The 17,969-nt window shown below is 70.9% G+C and carries 12 protein-coding genes; 9 read left to right on the forward strand and 3 right to left on the reverse strand.

Going from position 1 to position 17,969, the window contains the following annotated elements; translation table 11 throughout:
* Window positions 1–408: 408 nt before the first annotated feature.
* The 4 genes from gltB (at window position 409) to J116_RS21710 (ending at window position 7,864) form a co-directional block, all read left to right on the forward strand.
* Window positions 409–4,971, forward strand: coding sequence for a glutamate synthase large subunit (gene gltB, locus J116_RS21695; protein ID WP_023589184.1), 4,563 nt, complete (start codon window positions 409–411; stop codon window positions 4,969–4,971).
* Window positions 4,964–6,424, forward strand: coding sequence for a glutamate synthase subunit beta (locus J116_RS21700; protein ID WP_023589185.1), 1,461 nt, complete (start codon window positions 4,964–4,966; stop codon window positions 6,422–6,424). Before gltB ends, J116_RS21700 begins: the two co-directional genes overlap by 8 nt.
* Window positions 6,425–6,734: 310 nt before the next feature.
* A complete protein-coding gene (locus J116_RS21705; RefSeq protein WP_023589186.1) occupies window positions 6,735–7,472 on the forward strand; it encodes a VWA domain-containing protein in 738 nt (245 codons plus the stop codon).
* Between the two features lie 17 nt (window positions 7,473–7,489).
* Window positions 7,490–7,864 carry a VOC family protein gene (locus tag J116_RS21710; RefSeq protein WP_037946864.1) on the forward strand — a complete coding sequence of 125 codons (375 nt, stop codon included), beginning with the start codon at window positions 7,490–7,492 and terminating at the stop codon, window positions 7,862–7,864.
* A 204-nt stretch (window positions 7,865–8,068) separates the two neighbouring features.
* Here J116_RS21710 and J116_RS31535 read toward each other — a convergent pair whose 3' ends face one another.
* Both J116_RS31535 and J116_RS21720 read right to left on the reverse strand, forming a co-directional pair.
* Window positions 8,069–9,583 (reverse strand): ankyrin repeat domain-containing protein, encoded by a 1,515-nt coding sequence (locus tag J116_RS31535; protein ID WP_023589188.1) that lies wholly within the window; start codon window positions 9,581–9,583, stop codon window positions 8,069–8,071.
* A gap of 131 nt (window positions 9,584–9,714) precedes the next feature.
* A complete protein-coding gene (locus J116_RS21720; protein WP_023589189.1) occupies window positions 9,715–10,662 on the reverse strand; it encodes a hypothetical protein in 948 nt (315 codons plus the stop codon).
* A gap of 193 nt (window positions 10,663–10,855) precedes the next feature.
* Here J116_RS21720 and J116_RS21725 point away from each other — a divergent pair, with 193 nt between their 5' ends.
* The 3 genes from J116_RS21725 to pepN all read left to right on the forward strand — a co-directional run bounded on the left by J116_RS21725 (window position 10,856) and on the right by pepN (window position 14,828).
* On the forward strand, window positions 10,856–11,629 hold the full coding sequence (locus J116_RS21725; protein ID WP_023589190.1) for a S1 family peptidase: 774 nt from the start codon (window positions 10,856–10,858) through the stop codon (window positions 11,627–11,629).
* 239 nt (window positions 11,630–11,868) lie between these two features.
* Window positions 11,869–12,264 (forward strand): chorismate mutase, encoded by a 396-nt coding sequence (locus tag J116_RS21730; RefSeq protein ID WP_023589191.1) that lies wholly within the window; start codon window positions 11,869–11,871, stop codon window positions 12,262–12,264.
* A 71-nt stretch (window positions 12,265–12,335) separates the two neighbouring features.
* Window positions 12,336–14,828 (forward strand): aminopeptidase N, encoded by a 2,493-nt coding sequence (gene pepN, locus J116_RS21735; RefSeq protein WP_023589192.1) that lies wholly within the window; start codon window positions 12,336–12,338, stop codon window positions 14,826–14,828.
* Between the two features lie 61 nt (window positions 14,829–14,889).
* On the opposite strand, the gene J116_RS21740 is transcribed toward pepN, so the two are convergent.
* Window positions 14,890–16,701: a bifunctional metallophosphatase/5'-nucleotidase gene (locus J116_RS21740; RefSeq protein WP_023589193.1), complete on the reverse strand. Its 1,812-nt coding sequence runs from the start codon at window positions 16,699–16,701 to the stop codon at window positions 14,890–14,892.
* A gap of 130 nt (window positions 16,702–16,831) precedes the next feature.
* Between J116_RS21740 and J116_RS21745 the strand changes: the two genes are divergently transcribed.
* Window positions 16,832–17,503 carry an SIMPL domain-containing protein gene (locus tag J116_RS21745; RefSeq protein ID WP_023589194.1) on the forward strand — a complete coding sequence of 224 codons (672 nt, stop codon included), beginning with the start codon at window positions 16,832–16,834 and terminating at the stop codon, window positions 17,501–17,503.
* Between the two features lie 94 nt (window positions 17,504–17,597).
* Entirely contained in the window at window positions 17,598–17,915 is a 318-nt protein-coding gene (locus J116_RS21750; RefSeq protein ID WP_023589195.1) for a hypothetical protein, read from the forward strand.
* Window positions 17,916–17,969: the final 54 nt, after the last annotated feature.

Genomic DNA, 17,969 nt, shown 5'->3' on the forward strand with positions numbered 1-17,969 from the left:
GCGGGGTGCGGGGGAGCGGGTTACCGTCGGATTGCCGGGATGTTGTGACGTACGTCCCGGTAGCCGGATCGGCCGACGAGTGGGACACTATGCGAGGCACCACATAGGTAGCCGGTACCCGGCGGTTTCGACTCCCCCATCCCTGGGCATCACTCGTGAGCGCCGCGGGCAATGAGGCCCGCTTCCCCCAGACAGGCCGCAGGACCGCAGGACACCATCCGTGTCCCCTCCGCTCTGTCCCCCGAAACCCCGCACCACAGCGGCTTCATACCCCCGTGGTGTCCGCATGCTGGAATGTGCCTTCCGGTTTTCGAGAAGCGTTCCATCATGTAACCTGCACGAAATTTCGCGAGGGCCAACGTCGTCCCTCGGCACACGCAACATGCCACGACGACGACGGGAGAGCCGATGCGTTCCGACGCCTGGTCGCCCATGGACAGTCGCCCCGCTCCGCAGGGGATGTACGACCCCCGCAACGAACACGACGCGTGCGGCGTCGGGCTGGTGGCCACCCTCACCGGTGTCCCCAGCCACGAGCTGGTCGAACAGGCGCTGACCGTACTGCGCAACCTGGAGCACCGGGGCGCGACCGGCTCCGAACCCGACTCCGGCGACGGCGCGGGCATCCTCCTCCAGGTCCCCGACGCGTTCCTGCGCGAGGTGGCCGGATTCACCCTCCCCGAGGCGGGGGCGTACGCCGTCGGCACCGCCTTCCTCCCCGAGGACACCGCGGACGAAGCCGTCTCACGGATCGAGACGCTCGCCGACGAGGAGGGCCTCACCGTCCTCGGCTGGCGCGAGGTCCCCGTCACCCCCGGCCTCCTCGGCGCCACCGCCCGCGCCACCATGCCGGCCTTCCGCCAGCTGTTCGTCTCCGACGGCGGCGCCAGCACCGGCATCGACCTGGACCGCAAGGCGTTCGTGCTGCGCAAGCGCGCCGAACTGGAGCTGGGTGTCTACTTCGCGTCGCTCTCCGCCCGCACCCTGGTCTACAAGGGCATGCTCACCACCGGGCAGCTGGAGCCGTTCTTCCCGGACCTGTCCGACCGCCGCATCGCCAGCGCGCTCGCCCTGGTCCACTCCCGGTTCTCCACCAACACCTTCCCGAGCTGGCCGCTCGCCCACCCGTACCGCTTCGTCGCCCACAACGGCGAGATCAACACGGTCAAGGGCAACCGCAACTGGATGCGCGCCCGCGAGTCGCAGCTCGTCACCGGCCTGTTCGGCGAGAAGGAACTGGAGCGGATCTTCCCGATCTGCACCCCCGACGCCTCCGACTCCGCCTCCTTCGACGAGGTCCTCGAACTCCTCCACCTCGGCGGGCGCTCCCTGCCCCACGCGGTGCTGATGATGGTCCCCGAGGCGTGGGAGAACCACGACTCCATGGACCCCGCCCGGCGCGCCTTCTACCAGTACCACTCCACGATGATGGAGCCCTGGGACGGCCCCGCCTGCGTCACCTTCACCGACGGCACCCAGATCGGCGCCGTCCTCGACCGCAACGGACTGCGCCCCGGCCGCTACTGGGTCACCGACGACGGCCTCGTCGTCCTCTCCTCCGAGGTCGGCGTCCTCGACATCGAACCCGGCAAGGTCGTCCGCAAGGGCCGCCTCCAGCCCGGCAAGATGTTCCTCGTCGACACGGCCGAGCACCGCATCATCGAGGACGACGAGATCAAGGCGAAGCTCGCCGCCGAACACCCCTACCAGGACTGGCTGGAGAGCGGGATCATCGAGCTGGGCGACCTGCCCGAGCGCGAGCACATCATCCACACCCACGCCTCCGTCACCCGCCGCCAGCAGACCTTCGGCTACACCGAGGAGGAGCTGCGCGTCATCCTCGCGCCGATGGCCCGCACCGGCGCCGAGCCGATCGGCTCTATGGGCACCGACTCGCCCATCGCCGCGCTGTCCGAGCGCCCGCGCCTGCTGTTCGACTACTTCACGCAGCTGTTCGCGCAGGTCACCAACCCGCCGCTGGACGCCATCCGTGAGGAGCTCGTCACCTCGCTGATCTCGTCGCTCGGCCCGCAGGGCAACCTGCTGGAGCCGACCGCCGCGTCCTGCCGCAGCGTCACCCTGCCCTTCCCGGTCATCGACAACGACGAGCTGGCCAAGCTCATCCACGTCAACGCCGACGGCGACATGCCCGGCATGACCGCCGTCACCCTCTCCGGCCTGTACCGGGTCTCCGGCGGCGGCGACGCGCTGGCCGCCCGCATCGAGGAGATCTGCGCCGAGGCCGACGCCGCCATCGAGGACGGTGCCCGCCTGATCGTCCTGTCCGACCGGCACTCCGACGCCGAGCACGCGCCGATCCCGTCGCTGCTGCTCACCTCGGCCGTCCACCACCACCTCATCCGCACCAAGCAGCGCACCCAGGTGGGCTTGCTGGTCGAGGCCGGTGACGTCCGCGAGGTCCACCACGTGGCGCTGCTCATCGGCTACGGCGCCGCCGCCGTCAACCCGTACCTCGCCATGGAGTCCGTCGAGGACCTCGTCCGCGCCGGCACGTTCATCGACGGTGTCGAGCCCGAGCAGGCCATCCGGAACCTGATCTACGCCCTCGGCAAGGGCGTGCTGAAGGTCATGTCGAAGATGGGCATCTCCACCGTCGCCTCCTACCGCGGCGCCCAGGTCTTCGAGGCCGTCGGCCTGGACCAGGACTTCGTCGACACGTACTTCAACGGCACCTCCAGCAAGATCGGCGGCGCCGGGCTCGACGTCATCGCCAAGGAGGTCGCCGCCCGCCACGCCAAGGCGTACCCGGCCAGCGGCATCGCCCCGGCCCACCGCACCCTGGAGATCGGCGGCGAGTACCAGTGGCGCCGTGAGGGCGAGCCGCACCTGTTCGACCCCGAGACGGTCTTCCGCCTCCAGCACGCCACGCGCTCCAAGCGGTACGACATCTTCAAGAAGTACACCGAGCGGGTCAACGAGCAGTCCGAGCGGCTGATGACCCTGCGCGGCCTGTTCGGCTTCAAGTCGGACCGCCCCTCGATCCCCGTCGAGGAGGTCGAGCCGGTCAGCGAGATCGTCAAGCGGTTCTCCACCGGCGCCATGTCGTACGGCTCCATCTCCAAGGAGGCGCACGAGACCCTCGCCATCGCCATGAACCAGCTGGGCGCCAAGTCCAACACCGGCGAGGGCGGCGAGGACCCCGACCGCCTCTACGACCCGGCCCGCCGGTCCGCCATCAAGCAGGTCGCCTCCGGCCGCTTCGGCGTCACCAGCGAGTACCTCGTCAACGCCGACGACATCCAGATCAAGATGGCCCAGGGCGCCAAGCCCGGGGAGGGCGGCCAGCTGCCCGGTCACAAGGTGTACCCGTGGGTCGCCAAGACCCGGCACTCCACGCCCGGCGTCGGCCTCACCTCGCCGCCGCCGCACCACGACATCTACTCCATCGAGGACCTGGCGCAGCTGATCCACGACCTCAAGAACGCCAACCCGGCCGCCCGCATCCATGTGAAGCTGGTCTCCGAGGTCGGCGTCGGCACGGTCGCGGCGGGCGTGTCCAAGGCCCACGCGGACGTGGTGCTCATCTCCGGCCACGACGGCGGCACCGGCGCCTCCCCGCTCACCTCGCTGAAGCACGCGGGCGGCCCCTGGGAGCTCGGCCTCGCCGAGACCCAGCAGACCCTGCTGCTCAACGGGCTGCGCGACCGGATCGTCGTCCAGACCGACGGCCAGCTGAAGACCGGCCGCGACGTCGTCATCGCCGCGCTGCTCGGCGCCGAGGAGTTCGGCTTCGCGACCGCCCCGCTCGTCGTCTCCGGCTGCGTCATGATGCGCGTCTGCCACCTGGACACCTGCCCGGTCGGCATCGCCACGCAGAACCCGGTCCTGCGGGAACGGTTCTCCGGCAAGCCCGAGTTCGTCGTGAACTTCTTCGAGTTCATCGCCGAGGAGGTCCGCGAGATCCTCGCCGAGCTGGGCTTCCGCACCCTGGACGAGGCCGTCGGCCACGCCGAGCTCCTCGACACGGCCCGCGCCGTGGACCACTGGAAGGCCCAGGGCCTCGACCTGGCCCCGCTCTTCCACGTCCCCGACCTGCCCGACGGCGCCGTCCGCCACCAGGTCGTCGGCCAGGACCACGGCCTGGAGAAGGCCCTCGACAACCAGCTCATCGAACTGGCCGCCGACGCGCTCGGCGCCGCCAGCGCCGAGGACGCCCGGCCGGTCCGCGCCCAGCTCGCCATCCGCAACATCAACCGCACGGTCGGCACCATGCTCGGCCACGAGGTGACCAAGCGGTTCGGCGGCGCGGGTCTGCCCGACGACACGATCGACATCACCTTCACCGGCTCCGCGGGCCAGTCGTTCGGCGCGTTCGTGCCGCGCGGCGTGACCCTCCGCCTGGAGGGCGACGCCAACGACTACGTCGGCAAGGGCCTGTCCGGCGGCCGGATCGTCGTCCGCCCCGACCGGGCCGCCGACCACCTGGCCGAGTACTCCACCATCGCCGGAAACACCATCGCGTACGGGGCGACCGGCGGCGAGATCTTCCTGCGCGGCCGCACCGGCGAACGCTTCTGCGTCCGCAACTCCGGCGCCCTGGTGGTCTCCGAAGGCGTCGGCGACCACGGCTGCGAGTACATGACCGGCGGCCACGCCGTCGTACTCGGCGAGACCGGACGGAACTTCGCGGCCGGCATGTCCGGCGGTGTCGCGTACGTCATCGACCTCGACCCGGACAACGTCAACTCCGGGAACCTGCCTGCCGTCGAGCCCCTCGACGACACCGACAAGGCATGGCTGCACGACGTGGTGCGCCGCCACCACGAGGAGACCGGCTCCACCGTCGCCGAGAAGCTCCTCGCCGACTGGTCCGTCGCCGCGGACCGCTTCAGCAAGATCATCCCGACCACGTACAAGGCAGTGCTCGCCGCCAAGGACGCCGCCGAGCGGGCCGGTCTCTCCGAGACCGAGACCACCGAGAAGATGATGGAGGCGGCGACCAATGGCTGACCCCAAGGGCTTCCTGACCACCGGGCGCGAAGGCGCCCAGAGCCGCCCGGTGAGCGAACGCGTCAAGGACTGGAACGAGGTCTACGTCCCCGGCTCCCTGCTGCCGATCATCAGCAAGCAGGCGTCCCGCTGCATGGACTGCGGCATCCCGTTCTGCCACAACGGCTGCCCCCTCGGAAACCTCATCCCCGAGTGGAACGACTTCGCCTACCGCGAGGACTGGGGCGCCGCCTACGAGCGGCTCCACGCCACCAACAACTTCCCGGAGTTCACCGGGCGGCTGTGCCCCGCCCCCTGCGAGGCGGCGTGCGTCCTCGGCATCAACCAGCCGGCCGTCACCATCAAGAACGTCGAGGTCTCGATCATCGACAAGGCGTGGGAGTCCGGCAACGTGACCCCGCAGCCCCCCGAGCGCCTCTCCGGCAAGACCGTCGCGGTCATCGGCTCCGGCCCGGCCGGTCTCGCCGCCGCCCAGCAGCTCACCCGCGCCGGCCACACGGTCGCCGTGTTCGAGCGCGCCGACCGCGTCGGCGGCCTGCTCCGGTACGGCATCCCCGAGTTCAAGATGGAGAAGCGGCACATCAACCGGCGCATCGAGCAGATGCGCGCCGAGGGCACCCGCTTCCGCACCGGCGTCGAGATCGGCCGCGACCTCACCGCGACCGACCTGCGCAAGCGGTACGACGCCGTCGTCATCGCCGCCGGTGCCACCACCGCCCGCGACCTGCCCGTCCCGGGCCGCGAACTCAAGGGCGTCCACCAGGCGATGGAGTACCTGCCCCTCGCCAACAAGGTGCAGGAAGGCGACTTCGTCACCCCGCCCATCACCGCTGAGGGCAAGCACGTCGTCGTCATCGGCGGCGGCGACACCGGCGCCGACTGCGTGGGCACCGCCCACCGCCAGGGCGCCCTGTCCGTCACCCAGCTGGAGATCATGCCCCGGCCGGGCGAGGACCGCGCCCCGCACCAGCCGTGGCCGACCTTCCCCATGCTGTACAAGGTCACCTCCGCACACGAGGAGGGCGGCGAGCGGATCTACTCCGTCTCCACCACCCACTTCGAGGGCGACGAGGACGGCAATGTGCAGTGGCTCCACCTGATCGAGGTAGAGTTCACCGACGGCAAGCTCACGCAGAAGCCCGGCACCGAGCGGAGGATCCCCGCCCAGCTGGTCACCCTCGCGATGGGCTTCACCGGCACCGACGTGAAGAACGGCCTGGTCGAGCAGTTCGGCCTGGAGCTCGACGAGCGCGGCAACATCGCCCGCGACGCCGACTTCCAGACCAACGTGCCGGGCGTCTTCGTCGCCGGTGACGCGGGCCGCGGCCAGTCGCTCATCGTCTGGGCCATCGCCGAGGGCCGCTCCGCCGCCCGCGGAGTGGACCGGTACCTGACCGGCGCCAGCGACCTGCCGGCCCCGATCCGGCCGACCGACCGCGCACTGACGGTCTGACCGGCCACCCGCCGACGGCCTGACCGTCCGCTCGGCGACGGACCGACCCGTCGCGCGCGACGGCCGGCCCGGCCACGGCGTACGACGGCTCCGGCCGCCGACGCCCCCCAGCGTCCCGTACAACGGCGTGCGGAACACAGCAGCGCCTGCCATGTCCCCGACCGGACCCGGCAGGCGCTGCGCCATGTCCGGGGCACGCGTCGGCCCGTCCGGTGCACGTGGCGTACCGTCGGTGCGCAGGCAGCACGTCACACGCGGTGCCGCACCCGCCGTCGCAAACCGGCGCGGGAGGCACCCGGGGGGAGCACCCATGGCCATCGATCTCCGCAAGATCGAACAGACCGCGCCCGCGCTGGTCGACCTCTACAAACGCGCGGGCGTCTCCCTGCGCAAACACGGACTGGTGGGTCAGCGCGCCGCCGTCTACCTGGTCGTCGACCACTCCGGCTCGATGCGCCCCTACTACCGGGACGGCAGCGTCCAGGCCCTCGCCGACCGGGTCCTCGGCCTCGCCGCGCACCTCGACGACGACGGGCGCGTCCCGGTCGTCTTCTTCTCCACCGACGTGGACGCCGTCGCCGACATCGAGCTCGCCGACCACCGGGGCCGCATCGAACGCATCACGGCGAGCCTCGGCCACATGGGGAAGACCAACTACCACACGGCCATGGACGCCGTCATCGACCACTACCTCGACAGCGGCGCGACCGCCCCGGCACTCGTCGTGTTCCAGACCGACGGCGGCCCGAACAACAGGCCGCTGACGGAGAAGTACGTCTGCAAGGCGGCGCGGCTGCCGATGTTCTGGCAGTTCGTGGGCTTCGGCGACCCGCACAGCAGCCAGTTCGACTTCCTGCGCCGCCTCGACGAACTGCCCGTACCGGGGCGGCGGCCCGTGGACAACGCGGGGTTCTTCCACGCCGGGAAGGACCCGCGCCGCGTCCCCGACGACGTGCTGTACGACCGGCTGGTGGGGGAGTTCCCGGCGTGGCTCGCCGCCGCGCGCGCCCTCGGGCACGTCGAAACGCCGATGCCGACTCCGGCCTGAACTGGCAGTGTGGCGCCATGAGTTCACTGGTGAGACACATGACCGTCGACTGCGCCGACGCGTACCGGCTGGCGTCCTTCTGGTCGGCCGTCCTGGAAGCGCCCCTCGCGGACGACGACCACCCCGGCGACCCGGAGGCGCTGGTCCAGGCGCCGGGCGTCGGCCTGCTCTTCGTGACCGTCCCGGAGAAGAAGACCGCCAAGAACCGGCTGCACCTGGACCTCCAGCCCCAGGACCGCACCCGCGACGAGGAGGTCGAGCGCATCCTCGCCCTCGGCGCCACGCTCGTCTCGGACCAGCGCCGCCCGGACGGCACGGGCTGGGCGGTCCTGGCGGACATCGAGGGCAACGAATTCTGCGTGGAACGCAGCGCCGCCGAACGCCGGGCCTGACCACACGCGCCCCCCACGCCGCCACGTCACGCCGCCCAGGTCGTCCCGCCGCCACGCGCCCACGCCAACCACGGCCCGGTACTGCGCCGCCACGCCGTCCACGTCGCGCCACGCCGTCCACGGCGGCGCAGACCGACGCCGAGCGCCGCCGCACGCCCCGCCGCGCCTGACGGCCGCAGCCGCCCGCCCGGACGGCCCCGGCCGTCAGGCGCGGCGGCGGGGGAGGGCGGACTCCAGACGGCGGCGGACTGTCTCGTCCCGTACGTGTTCCAGCGCGTCCAGCGCCACCCCGTACGCCCGCCCGTCCGGGTCCGCCGACACCAGCAGCGCCTCCAGCGCCCCCACCGCCCGCTCGTCCCGCCGCATGGCCAGCCCCCGCGCCGCCTCCGCCGCCACCACCGGTTCGGGTGACCGGTCCTCCAGCCGCGCCGCCAGCGCGCCCCGCACGGTGGGGGAGTCATCGGGCCCCACCGCCAGGGCGTGCACCGCCGCCGCCCGCACCGCCGCGTCCCCGTCGCGGGCCAGCGCCACCAGCGCCGCCACCCCCTCCCGGTGCCCCTCCGGCACCAGCCCCGTCACCGCCACGGCGACCCCGCGCCGTACCCGCGCGTCCGGGTGCACCGCGTGCCGCAGCACGTCCGGCAGCACCGACGCGTCGCCCTGCGCCCCCAGCGCCCGCACCACCGCCAGCACCACATCCGCCTCCCTCACCTCACGCGCCAGTTCCCGCAGCACCGGCACCGCCCGCGCCGCGAACACCCCCGCCCGCCCACCCACCGACGTGGTCAGCCGCGCCAGCACATCCGCCCCGAACGCCTGCCGTGACGGATCACCGTCCGCGCACCACCCGGCCGCCGCCCCGAACGTCTCCTCGTCCCCGCGCAGCCCCAGCGCCTGAGCCGCCTCCATCCAGTCGTCCAGCGACGGATCACCGCACCGCAGCGCCCGCCCCGCCACCTCCTCGAACGGCGGACACTCACCCAGCGCAACCTCCAGTAGCGTCGCGATCGCCCCGTGCCCGGTCTGCTGCTCACGCCCCGCCACCGGCACCCCGTCCCGCACCACCTCCACCACGACCGTCACCCCGCCCTCCTCCGGAATGCGCCGCGTCACCAGCTCCACCCCTTGCCCGTACGACTCCGCCAGCGCGTCCCGCAGGAACCGCTCGACGTCCCGCCCCAGCCACGCCCGCGCCTCGGCCAGCGCCTCCGCACGCCCCGGCGCGCCCCGCTGCAGCAGCGCCCGCACCACCGGAACCGACCCGCGCCGCGCCGCCGCCACCAGCGGCACCGCCCCGTCCGGGCCCGGCGCGCCCGGATCGGCGCCGTACTCCAGCAGCACCCGCACCGTGTCCGCGTACCCCTGCCGCACCGCCCACGCCAGCGCCGTGAACCCGAAGTCCTCCCGCTGGTCCGGCCATGCCCCGGCCGCCAGCAGCGCCCGCACCGCCTCCGTGTGGCCGTGGCACGCCGCCCCGCACAGCGGCAGCTCCCCGCCGCCCTCGCCGCTGGCCCGCCCCGGGTCGGCCCCGGCCGCCAGCAGCAGCCGCACGATCCCGGCCCGGCCGTTCGCCGCGGCGGTGTACAGGGCGGTACCGCCGTCGTCGTCGGTGGACTCCGCGGGCGCGCCCGACCGCAGCAGCCGCACCACCGCGTCCTCGTCACCACCGTGGACGGCTTCGAACAGATCCTCGTGAACAGGGGCGGGCACCATCGTCATACCCCGACCCTCACCCGCGCGCCGCCCGCCCGCAAGCAAGCACACCCCCGAACAGACCCGTCACCCCCCCGGCACCCCCGTCACACCCCGCCCCCCGACCCGCACCCCCGTCACACGCCGTACCCCACCCCTCACGTGTCGCACTCCAGCACCGTTCGGCACAGCCCGCACCGCGCCCGCACCCGGCCCCGCACCGGCACCCGCACCCGCTGCCGGCACGTCGGGCACGGGAACGACACCCGCAGCCCGCCACCGCCCCCGCCCTCGAAGGCGTACCCCGCACCGGCCGGCGCCGCCGCCGACGCGTCGCCCTCCGCGTACCGCCGCCGCTCCTGCGCGTACCGCCGCCGCCCCGCCCAGCCCGCCGCCACCAGCGGGGGCCGCCGCTCGTCGCGCAGCGCCTCCTCCCGGCCCCGCTGGTACGCCGTGTACGCCTGCGGGCTGGTGAACCACGGCGACGGGTCCTCACCGAACACCCGCGCCCGCTTGGCCAGCACGTACCCGAACTCCTCCGGCGTGAGGTAGCCGAGCTTCTGGCTGGTCAGGTCGTCCTCCCGGTAGGCGTCCAGCAGCAGCCAGCCCGCGCCCAGGTACGTCGTGGCGGTGTCCGTGAGGATCTCGTTGTCCCGCGTGCCGGGGAAGGCCAGGCCCAGGCGGTGCAGCAGCACATGGGTGATCTCGTGCGCCAGGGCGGCGCCGATGTCCCTGCGGTGCGTACGGAACCGGTCGTTCAGCTCGATGAAGTACTCGGGGCCCGCCGCGAGTTCGACGCTCGCCGCGTGCTCCATGGCCCGGAAGCTGACGATCACCCGCGCCTCGGGGAGCCGCAGCTGCCGAACGAGGGCCGTGGCCACCCGGTGGGCGCCCAGGTGCAGGTCGTCCAGGTCGGCGAAGGCCACGTCGCCGGGGGCGACACTCCCGGCGTAGGCGTACAGGCCCTCGGGGGAGATCCGCCGGTACAGCGCGGTGATCGCCGCCCGTACCGTCCCCAGGTGCGGGAAGCCGTGCACGACATCACCACCCGGCCGCCCCGCGCCGCCATCTGGCCCGTCCGCGCCGCCCGCGCTGCCGTTCGCCACGTCCCGTACCCCCAAGCACGCCGCCGAGCCCCCTTCCACAGTACGGCCGCACCGCCGCGCATGGCCGAAAAGACAGCCTTGTGACCCGCGTGCTCACCTCCGGATAATCCCGTCCATGTCTTGACGGGACCATGTCATTCATTGGGGTGGTTCCTCGCACCCAAGGCATCAACCCCCCACGGAAGGCAGGCAGTTGAAGAAGACACTGGTACGTGCTCTCAAGAGATTCGCCGCCGCCGGCGCCGTCGTCCTCGCCGCGGTAAGCCTCCAGCCCCCCGCCGCCTCCGCCGCCCCCGCGCCCGTCGTCGGCGGCACCCGCGCGGCCCAGGGAGAGTTCCCCTGGATGGTCCGGCTCTCCATGGGCTGCGGCGGATCCCTGCTCACCCCGCAGATCGTCCTCACCGCCGCCCACTGCGTCAGCGGCTCCGGCAACAACACCAGCATCACCGCCACCGCGGGCGTCGTCGACCTTCAGAGCACCTCCGCGATCAAGGTCCGTTCCACCAAGGTCCTCCAGGCCCCCGGCTACAACGGCTCCGGCAAGGACTGGGCCCTGATCAAGCTCGCCCAGCCGATCAACCTGCCCACCCTCAACATCGCCACCACCACCGCCTACAACAGCGGCACCTTCACCGTCGCCGGCTGGGGCGCCAACCGCGAGGGCGGCAGCCAGCAGCGCTACCTCCTCAAGGCCCAGGTCCCGTTCGTCTCCGACGCCACCTGCAAGCAGTCGTACAGCGAACTCATCCCCTCCGAGGAGCTGTGCGCCGGCTACACCAGCGGCGGCGTGGACACCTGCCAGGGCGACTCCGGCGGCCCCATGTTCCGCCGCGACACCAACGGCGCCTGGATCCAGGTCGGCATCGTCAGCTGGGGCTACGGCTGCGCCCGGCCGAACTACCCGGGCGTCTACACCGAGGTCTCCACGTTCGCCTCCGCCATCAAGTCGGCGGCCGCGACCCTCTGACCCCCGACGCGCACGCGGCCGCCCCGCGGCACCCCTGACGCGTGCGCGCCCCGAAGCACCCACCCGAGGCAGGCCCGCCACCCGCGGGCCTGCCTCCCGCCGTACCCCGGGCACACCCCCGCCGCACACGTCGCATCCGGACAGGCCCCCCGAGCGAGACACCCCCACATCCGGCCGACCCATGACCGCATCCCGAACACCCCCACCCCCACCCCCACACCCCGTCTAAGCTCGCGGGCATGAGCACGAGCGACACGCACCGCACGCACGGCATCGACGACTCCGTCCTCGCCGAGCTGACCCGCCTCCGCGAGAGCATCGACAACATCGACGCGGCAGTCGTCCACATGCTGGCCGAGCGGTTCAAGTGCACCCAGCAGGTCGGCCTCCTCAAAGCCCGCCACCACCTGCCGCCCGCCGACCCCGCCCGCGAGGCCCGCCAGATCGCCCGCCTCCGCCAGCTCGCCGAGACCGCCCACCTCGACCCGGCATTCGCGGAGAAACTGCTCAATTTCATCATCGCCGAGGTGATCCGCCACCACGAGCGCATCGCCGTCGAACCCGACACCACCGACACCCCCACAAACCGCACCCACAACACCCCCGACACACCCCCCGGCGCACCCCGCCCCTGACGCGCCCCCCCAACAGACGCTTACAGCAGAACCCGCTCCCCCGCAGCCCCGCCATCAGGCAGCATGACCCCATGCCCGTACTGACGCGCGAAGAGGCGCAGACCCGAGCCCGGCTGCTGGACGTCCACCGCTACACCATCGACCTCGACCTGACCACCGGCGACGACACCTTCGACTCGACCACCGTCATCGAGTTCACCGCTCTCGCCGCCGGTGACACCTTCGTCGAACTCAAGCCCGCCACCCTGCGCGGCGCCACCCTGGACGGGCAGCCCCTGGACCCCGCCACCCTGGACGACAACCGGCTCCCCCTCACCGGCCTCACCGAGGGCCGCCACGAACTCCGCGTCGAAACCGCCATGCGCTACTCCCGCACCGGCGAGGGCATGCACCGCTTCACCGACCCCACCGACGGCGAGACCTACACCTACACCCAGCTCTTCCTCGACGACGTCCAGCGCGTCTTCGCCGCCTTCGACCAGCCCGACCTGAAGGCCGCCTTCGACGTCACCGTCACCGCCCCCGACCACTGGACCGTCCTCGCCAACGGCATCACCACCCGCCAGGCGGACGGCCACTGGAAGGCCGCCACCACCCCCCGCATCTCCACCTACCTCGTCGCCGTCGCCGCCGGCCCCTGGCACACCATCCGCACCGAACACGCCGGACTGCCCTTCGGCATCCACTGCCGCCGCTCCCTCGCCCCCCACCTCGACGCCGACGCCGCCGAAATCCTCGACGTCACCCGCCGCTGCTTCGACCGCTACCACGAGAAGTTCACCGAGCCCTACCCCTTCGACTCCTACGACCAGGCGTTCGTCCCCGAATTCAACGCCGGCGCCATGGAGAACCCCGGCCTCGTCACCTTCCGCGACGAATTCGTCTTCCGCTCCGCCGTCACCGTCGCCGAACGCCAGACCCGCGCCATGGTCATCGCCCACGAGATGGCCCACATGTGGTTCGGCGACCTCGTCACCCTCAAGTGGTGGGACGACATCTGGCTCAACGAGTCCTTCGCCGAGTACATGGGCTACCAGACCATCAACGAAGCCACCACCCGCTACCCCGACACCTGGATCGGCTACGGCATCGCCCGCAAGTCCTGGGGATACGACGCCGACCAACGCCCCTCCACCCACGCCGTCGCCCCCGACCCCGACGCCGTCCCCGACACCGCCTCCGCCCTCCTCAACTTCGACGGCATCTCCTACGCCAAGGGCGCCTCCGCCCTCCGCCAACTCGTCGCCTGGATGGGCGAGAAAGAATTCCTCGCAGGCATCAACAACCACTTCGCCCGCCACAAGTTCGGCAACGCCACCCTCGCCGACTTCATCGACAACCTCGCCTCCGCCACCGACCGCGACGTCCATGCCTGGGCCGACGCCTGGCTCCGCACCACCGGCATCGACACCCTGACCGCCGACGTCACCACCGAACCCGGCCGCTGGACCCTCACCCTCCACCACCACGGCACCCGCCCCCACCGCGCCACCATCGGCGTCTACGACCGCGACCTCGCCGACCCCCGCACCCTCGTCCTCCGCGAACGCCACGAAACCGACATCCCCCAACACACCCCCGACACCCGCCCCGGCACCCGCCCCGCCCTCGTCATCCCCAACGAGCACGACCTCACCTACGCCAAGATCCGCCTCGACGACACCTCCCTCGAAACCACCCTCCGAGGCATCTCCAGCGTCCCCGACCCCCTCACCCGCGCCGTCCTCTGGAACACCCTGCGCGACATGGTCCGCGACGGCGACCTCCACCCCGCCGACTACCTCACCACCGCCGACGCCCACCTCTCCGAAGAAACCGACGTCACCCTCGTCGACAGCGTCCTCGGCTTCGCCATCCACCAGATCGCCGACCGCTACCTCCCCACCGACCAGCGCACCGCCGCCCGCACCACCCTGACCCACATCACCCGCGACCTCATCCGCCGCACCGAAGACGGCGAAAACCCCGGCCTCCGCCTCACCGCCGTACGCCACTACATCGACTCCACCGACCACACCGCCACCCTCCACGGCTGGCTCACCGACGGCGCCGTCCCCGGAGGCCCCGACCTCGACCCCGAACTGCGCTGGCGCATCCTCAAGCGCCTCGCCGTCCTCGGCGCCACCGACGAAGCCACCATCGCCGCCGAACTCGACCGCGACCCCAGCGCCACCGGCCAGGAAGGCGCCGCCCGCTGCCGTGCCGCCCTCCCCACCCCCGAAGCCAAAGCCACCGCCTGGAACCGCATGTTCCACGACGACACCCTCTCCAACTACCTCTTCAACGCCACCGCCGAAGGCTTCTGGCAACCCGAACAGGCCGACCTCCTCGCCCCCTACGTCCCCCGCTACTACCCCGAAGCCACCGCACTCGCCACCCGCCGCGGCCCCGCCATCGCCACCGCCGCCGGCCGCCACGCCTTCCCCGGCTACACCATCACCCACGAAAACCTCCGCCTCGGCGACCACCACCTCGCCACCACCGACCTCACCCCCGCCCTCCACCGCCAACTCACCGACCGTCTCGACGACCTCCGCCGCACCCTCCGCGTCCGCGAGAACTAACCCCCCACCACGGCGAAGCGCCCCCGACGGACCCCGTCCACCGGGGGCGCTCCCACATCCCCTAGAACACCGGCACACCCGCCCGCGTCAAACGCCACCCCACCGAAGCGAACTCCGCCGGATCCAGCACACCCTTCGCCCGCACCCACTGAATGATCGTGTTACGGATCTCATCCGAATCCGCCCACACCTGCTTCGCCCCCGCCACATGCGGAAACGCCCCACCACCACTCGCCCGGTAGTTGTTCACCGCCAACACGAACTCCCGCGCCGGATCAACCGGGACACCCTCGAACGCCAGATCCACAATCCGCGACCCCACCGGCTGCGCGATATCAATGTCATACGTCAACCCGTACACCGCGTCATAGTTGTAATCCGGCGTCCCCTCCGCATTCGTCAACCTCGCCGTGTCCACCGGCTCACCCGGCGCCACCCGCACGTAATACTTCGCGGAGAACTCCAAGTAGTCCTTCAGCTGCGCACCCGTCAACACACGCGCCTCCAACGTGTTCTCGAACGGATACAACCCCGCCGCATCCCTGATCGTGACCTCACCCGCCGGAATCACCGCCGACCGCGAAAAACACGACGCCTGCGACAACACCGGCAACCCCGCATACGCCGACCCCGCCAACGCCGCCCGCACCGTCTCCGCCTGCACATGACTGATCAAATCGATGATCGGCTCATCCCGCCACGGCGCCCGCGCCGTTGACATCTCCACCACAGAAGTACCGATCACCTGATTCACATACGCCACGACCTTCTCGTGCTCATCCCCCAACAGCCGAACGATCTCCGGGTCCTCCTCCACCGTGTTCGAGTTCAGCACCCGCGCACCGACCCGCTCCACCACCCAACGACCCCTCGACCACACCAGACCGAAGTCGAACAACGTCAACCGCTGCCCCCACTTCAACGGCTCCGACAACACCACCTCCTTACCCGTCGTCTCGTTCACCACCCGATACTCCGCGATCTCCGTATGCGCATGCCCCACCAGAATCGCATCGATCCCCGGCACCCGCTCCGCCACCAACCCCGCCGCATTCTCCACATACGGCAACTGATCCCCATACGACGACGTACCACTCGACCCCGAATGCGCCGACACCACCACCACATCAGCACCCATCGACCGCAACCTCGGCACCCAGTACGCCGCCTGCTCCTCCAACCCCGGAAACACCATCTTCCCGGCCACATGCGCCTTGTCCCAGATCGCGATCCCCGGATTCGTCAACCCCAGCACCGCCACCCGCACATCCCGCCCACACGGCGTCCGCAACCGATGCATGCTGTACGGCGCGAACGCCGGCCGCAACGTCCGCGCATCCAGCGCGTTCGCCCCCAACAGCGGAAAGTCGCACTGCTGCTCGAACTTCCGCAACAACGGAATCCCGTAATTGAATTCGTGGTTCCCCAACGCCGCCGCGTCATACCCGATCGCGTTCATCGCCTGCGCCATCGGATGCACCGGACCGCTCTCCGCGGTGATCGGATCCACCTTCGCGTAGTAGTACGACAGCTGCGTGCCCTGAATCGTGTCACCCGCGTCGATCAACAGCGTGTTCCCACGCCCCTTTTCGGCACGCACCCGGTCCACCAACGTCGAGATCTTCGCCAGACCCACATCATTGCGCGCCTTGTCGTCGAACTCCCGGTCCGTGAAGTAGTCCCAGTTGAAGACATGACCATGCAGATCCGTCGTCCCCATCACCGTGAACGAGTACCGCTTCGGCGCACCCTTCGCCGCCACCCCGGCCGGAACCGCCGCCTCCGCAGCGGACACCGACCCCGCACCCGCCACCGCCACCCCAGCACCCACCACAGCGGACCGACCCATAAACGACCTACGGTTCAGCGGCATACCAGACTCCCCTTAACTCCCAAGCACAACGCGCGTAGACACGACGCGCGTAGATTCTGAACCACCCCCACCCAACCCCAACCCCCCCCACCAGGTTTCAATCCGATGACCACGAGCCAAAGACACCCCCATGAACACCCCCCAAACCCCCCACCACCCCCACCTCACCGTCCGCGGCGAAGCCCACATCGAAACCGACCCCGACCTCGCCCACATCCAAATCACCCTCACCGCCCGCGGCACCAACCCCCATACCACCCTCAACGACCTCACCCAACGCAACACCACCGCCATCAACCTCATCCGCAGCTACGGCCCCGCCCTCCACAACCTCCACACCACCAACCTCACCCTCACCCCCCAACTCACCCGACACGGCCGAAACGAACACATCCACACCCACCACGCCACCACCCACCTCACCGCCACCCTCAACGACTTCACCGCACTCAACGAACTCATCACCCGCCTCACCGACATCGACCTCACCCGCATCGACGGCCCCTGGTGGACCCTCCACCCCACCTCACCCACCCACACCCAAGCCCGCCAACAAGCCCTCACCAACGCCATCCAACGCGCCCGCGACTACGCCCACGCCCTCGGCACCGAACTCCACACCCTCATCGAACTCGACGACACCACCCCCGACCACACCCCCTACCCCGGCCCCACCCAACGCCTCGCCTTCGCCACCGAATCCACCGAAGCCACCCCGCCGCCCCTCGACCTCCAACCCCAACGCCAAACCATCACCGCCCACATCACCGCCCGCTTCACCCTCCACCCACCCACTCTCTGAAGGCCGGTCCCACTTGGCCGACGCCTGCCGTGAACCTCCTGCGGGCGCTGAATTCATCGGCGTCAGCGCGGGCGCAATCCGCCATACTCCACGAGTGACCGCACCGATAGGCCCCCTGATCATCTTTGATGACGATTCCCACATGTACGTCCTGAAGGACCAGGCATTCGCCGAGGCGTGGTGGGAGATGCCCGACGAGTGCATCCATGGGTTCGACGCGTTGGCCAGGCCACTACGCATGACAGGCGAGCCCCACAAGGTTCGTATCGAACTGACCGGTGAAGAGCCGGGCGAGCAAGAGCTGCGCCGCCTGGTCGCCACCCACTATCGGCGCCATCTCCGCGGACAGGTGCCACCTCCGGCGACCGCCCTCTCGGACTTCGTCGCAGCACTGCCTTCCGAAGGACCGTGACCGGACGGCGCCAGTTCCGAGTCGCGCGGCACACTCAGACGGAGCGGGCAGCAC

The organism is Streptomyces thermolilacinus SPC6, from assembly GCF_000478605.2.
Classification (GTDB): domain Bacteria; phylum Actinomycetota; class Actinomycetes; order Streptomycetales; family Streptomycetaceae; genus Streptomyces; species Streptomyces thermolilacinus.

What these genes read in the sequence shown, in the direction of transcription:
- gltB (WP_023589184.1), top strand. Translation starts at nt 409, where the DNA reads ATGCGTTCCGACGCCTGGTCGCCCATGGACAGTCGCCCCGCTCCGCAG.
- J116_RS21705 (WP_023589186.1), top strand. Translation starts at nt 6,735, where the DNA reads ATGGCCATCGATCTCCGCAAGATCGAACAGACCGCGCCCGCGCTGGTC.
- J116_RS21710 (WP_037946864.1), top strand. Translation starts at nt 7,490, where the DNA reads ATGAGTTCACTGGTGAGACACATGACCGTCGACTGCGCCGACGCGTAC.
- J116_RS21730 (WP_023589191.1), top strand. Translation starts at nt 11,869, where the DNA reads ATGAGCACGAGCGACACGCACCGCACGCACGGCATCGACGACTCCGTC.
- J116_RS21700 (WP_023589185.1), top strand. Translation starts at nt 4,964, where the DNA reads ATGGCTGACCCCAAGGGCTTCCTGACCACCGGGCGCGAAGGCGCCCAG.
- J116_RS21740 (WP_023589193.1), bottom strand. Translation starts at nt 16,701, where the DNA reads ATGCCGCTGAACCGTAGGTCGTTTATGGGTCGGTCCGCTGTGGTGGGT.
- J116_RS31535 (WP_023589188.1), bottom strand. Translation starts at nt 9,583, where the DNA reads ATGACGATGGTGCCCGCCCCTGTTCACGAGGATCTGTTCGAAGCCGTC.
- J116_RS21745 (WP_023589194.1), top strand. Translation starts at nt 16,832, where the DNA reads ATGAACACCCCCCAAACCCCCCACCACCCCCACCTCACCGTCCGCGGC.
- pepN (WP_023589192.1), top strand. Translation starts at nt 12,336, where the DNA reads ATGCCCGTACTGACGCGCGAAGAGGCGCAGACCCGAGCCCGGCTGCTG.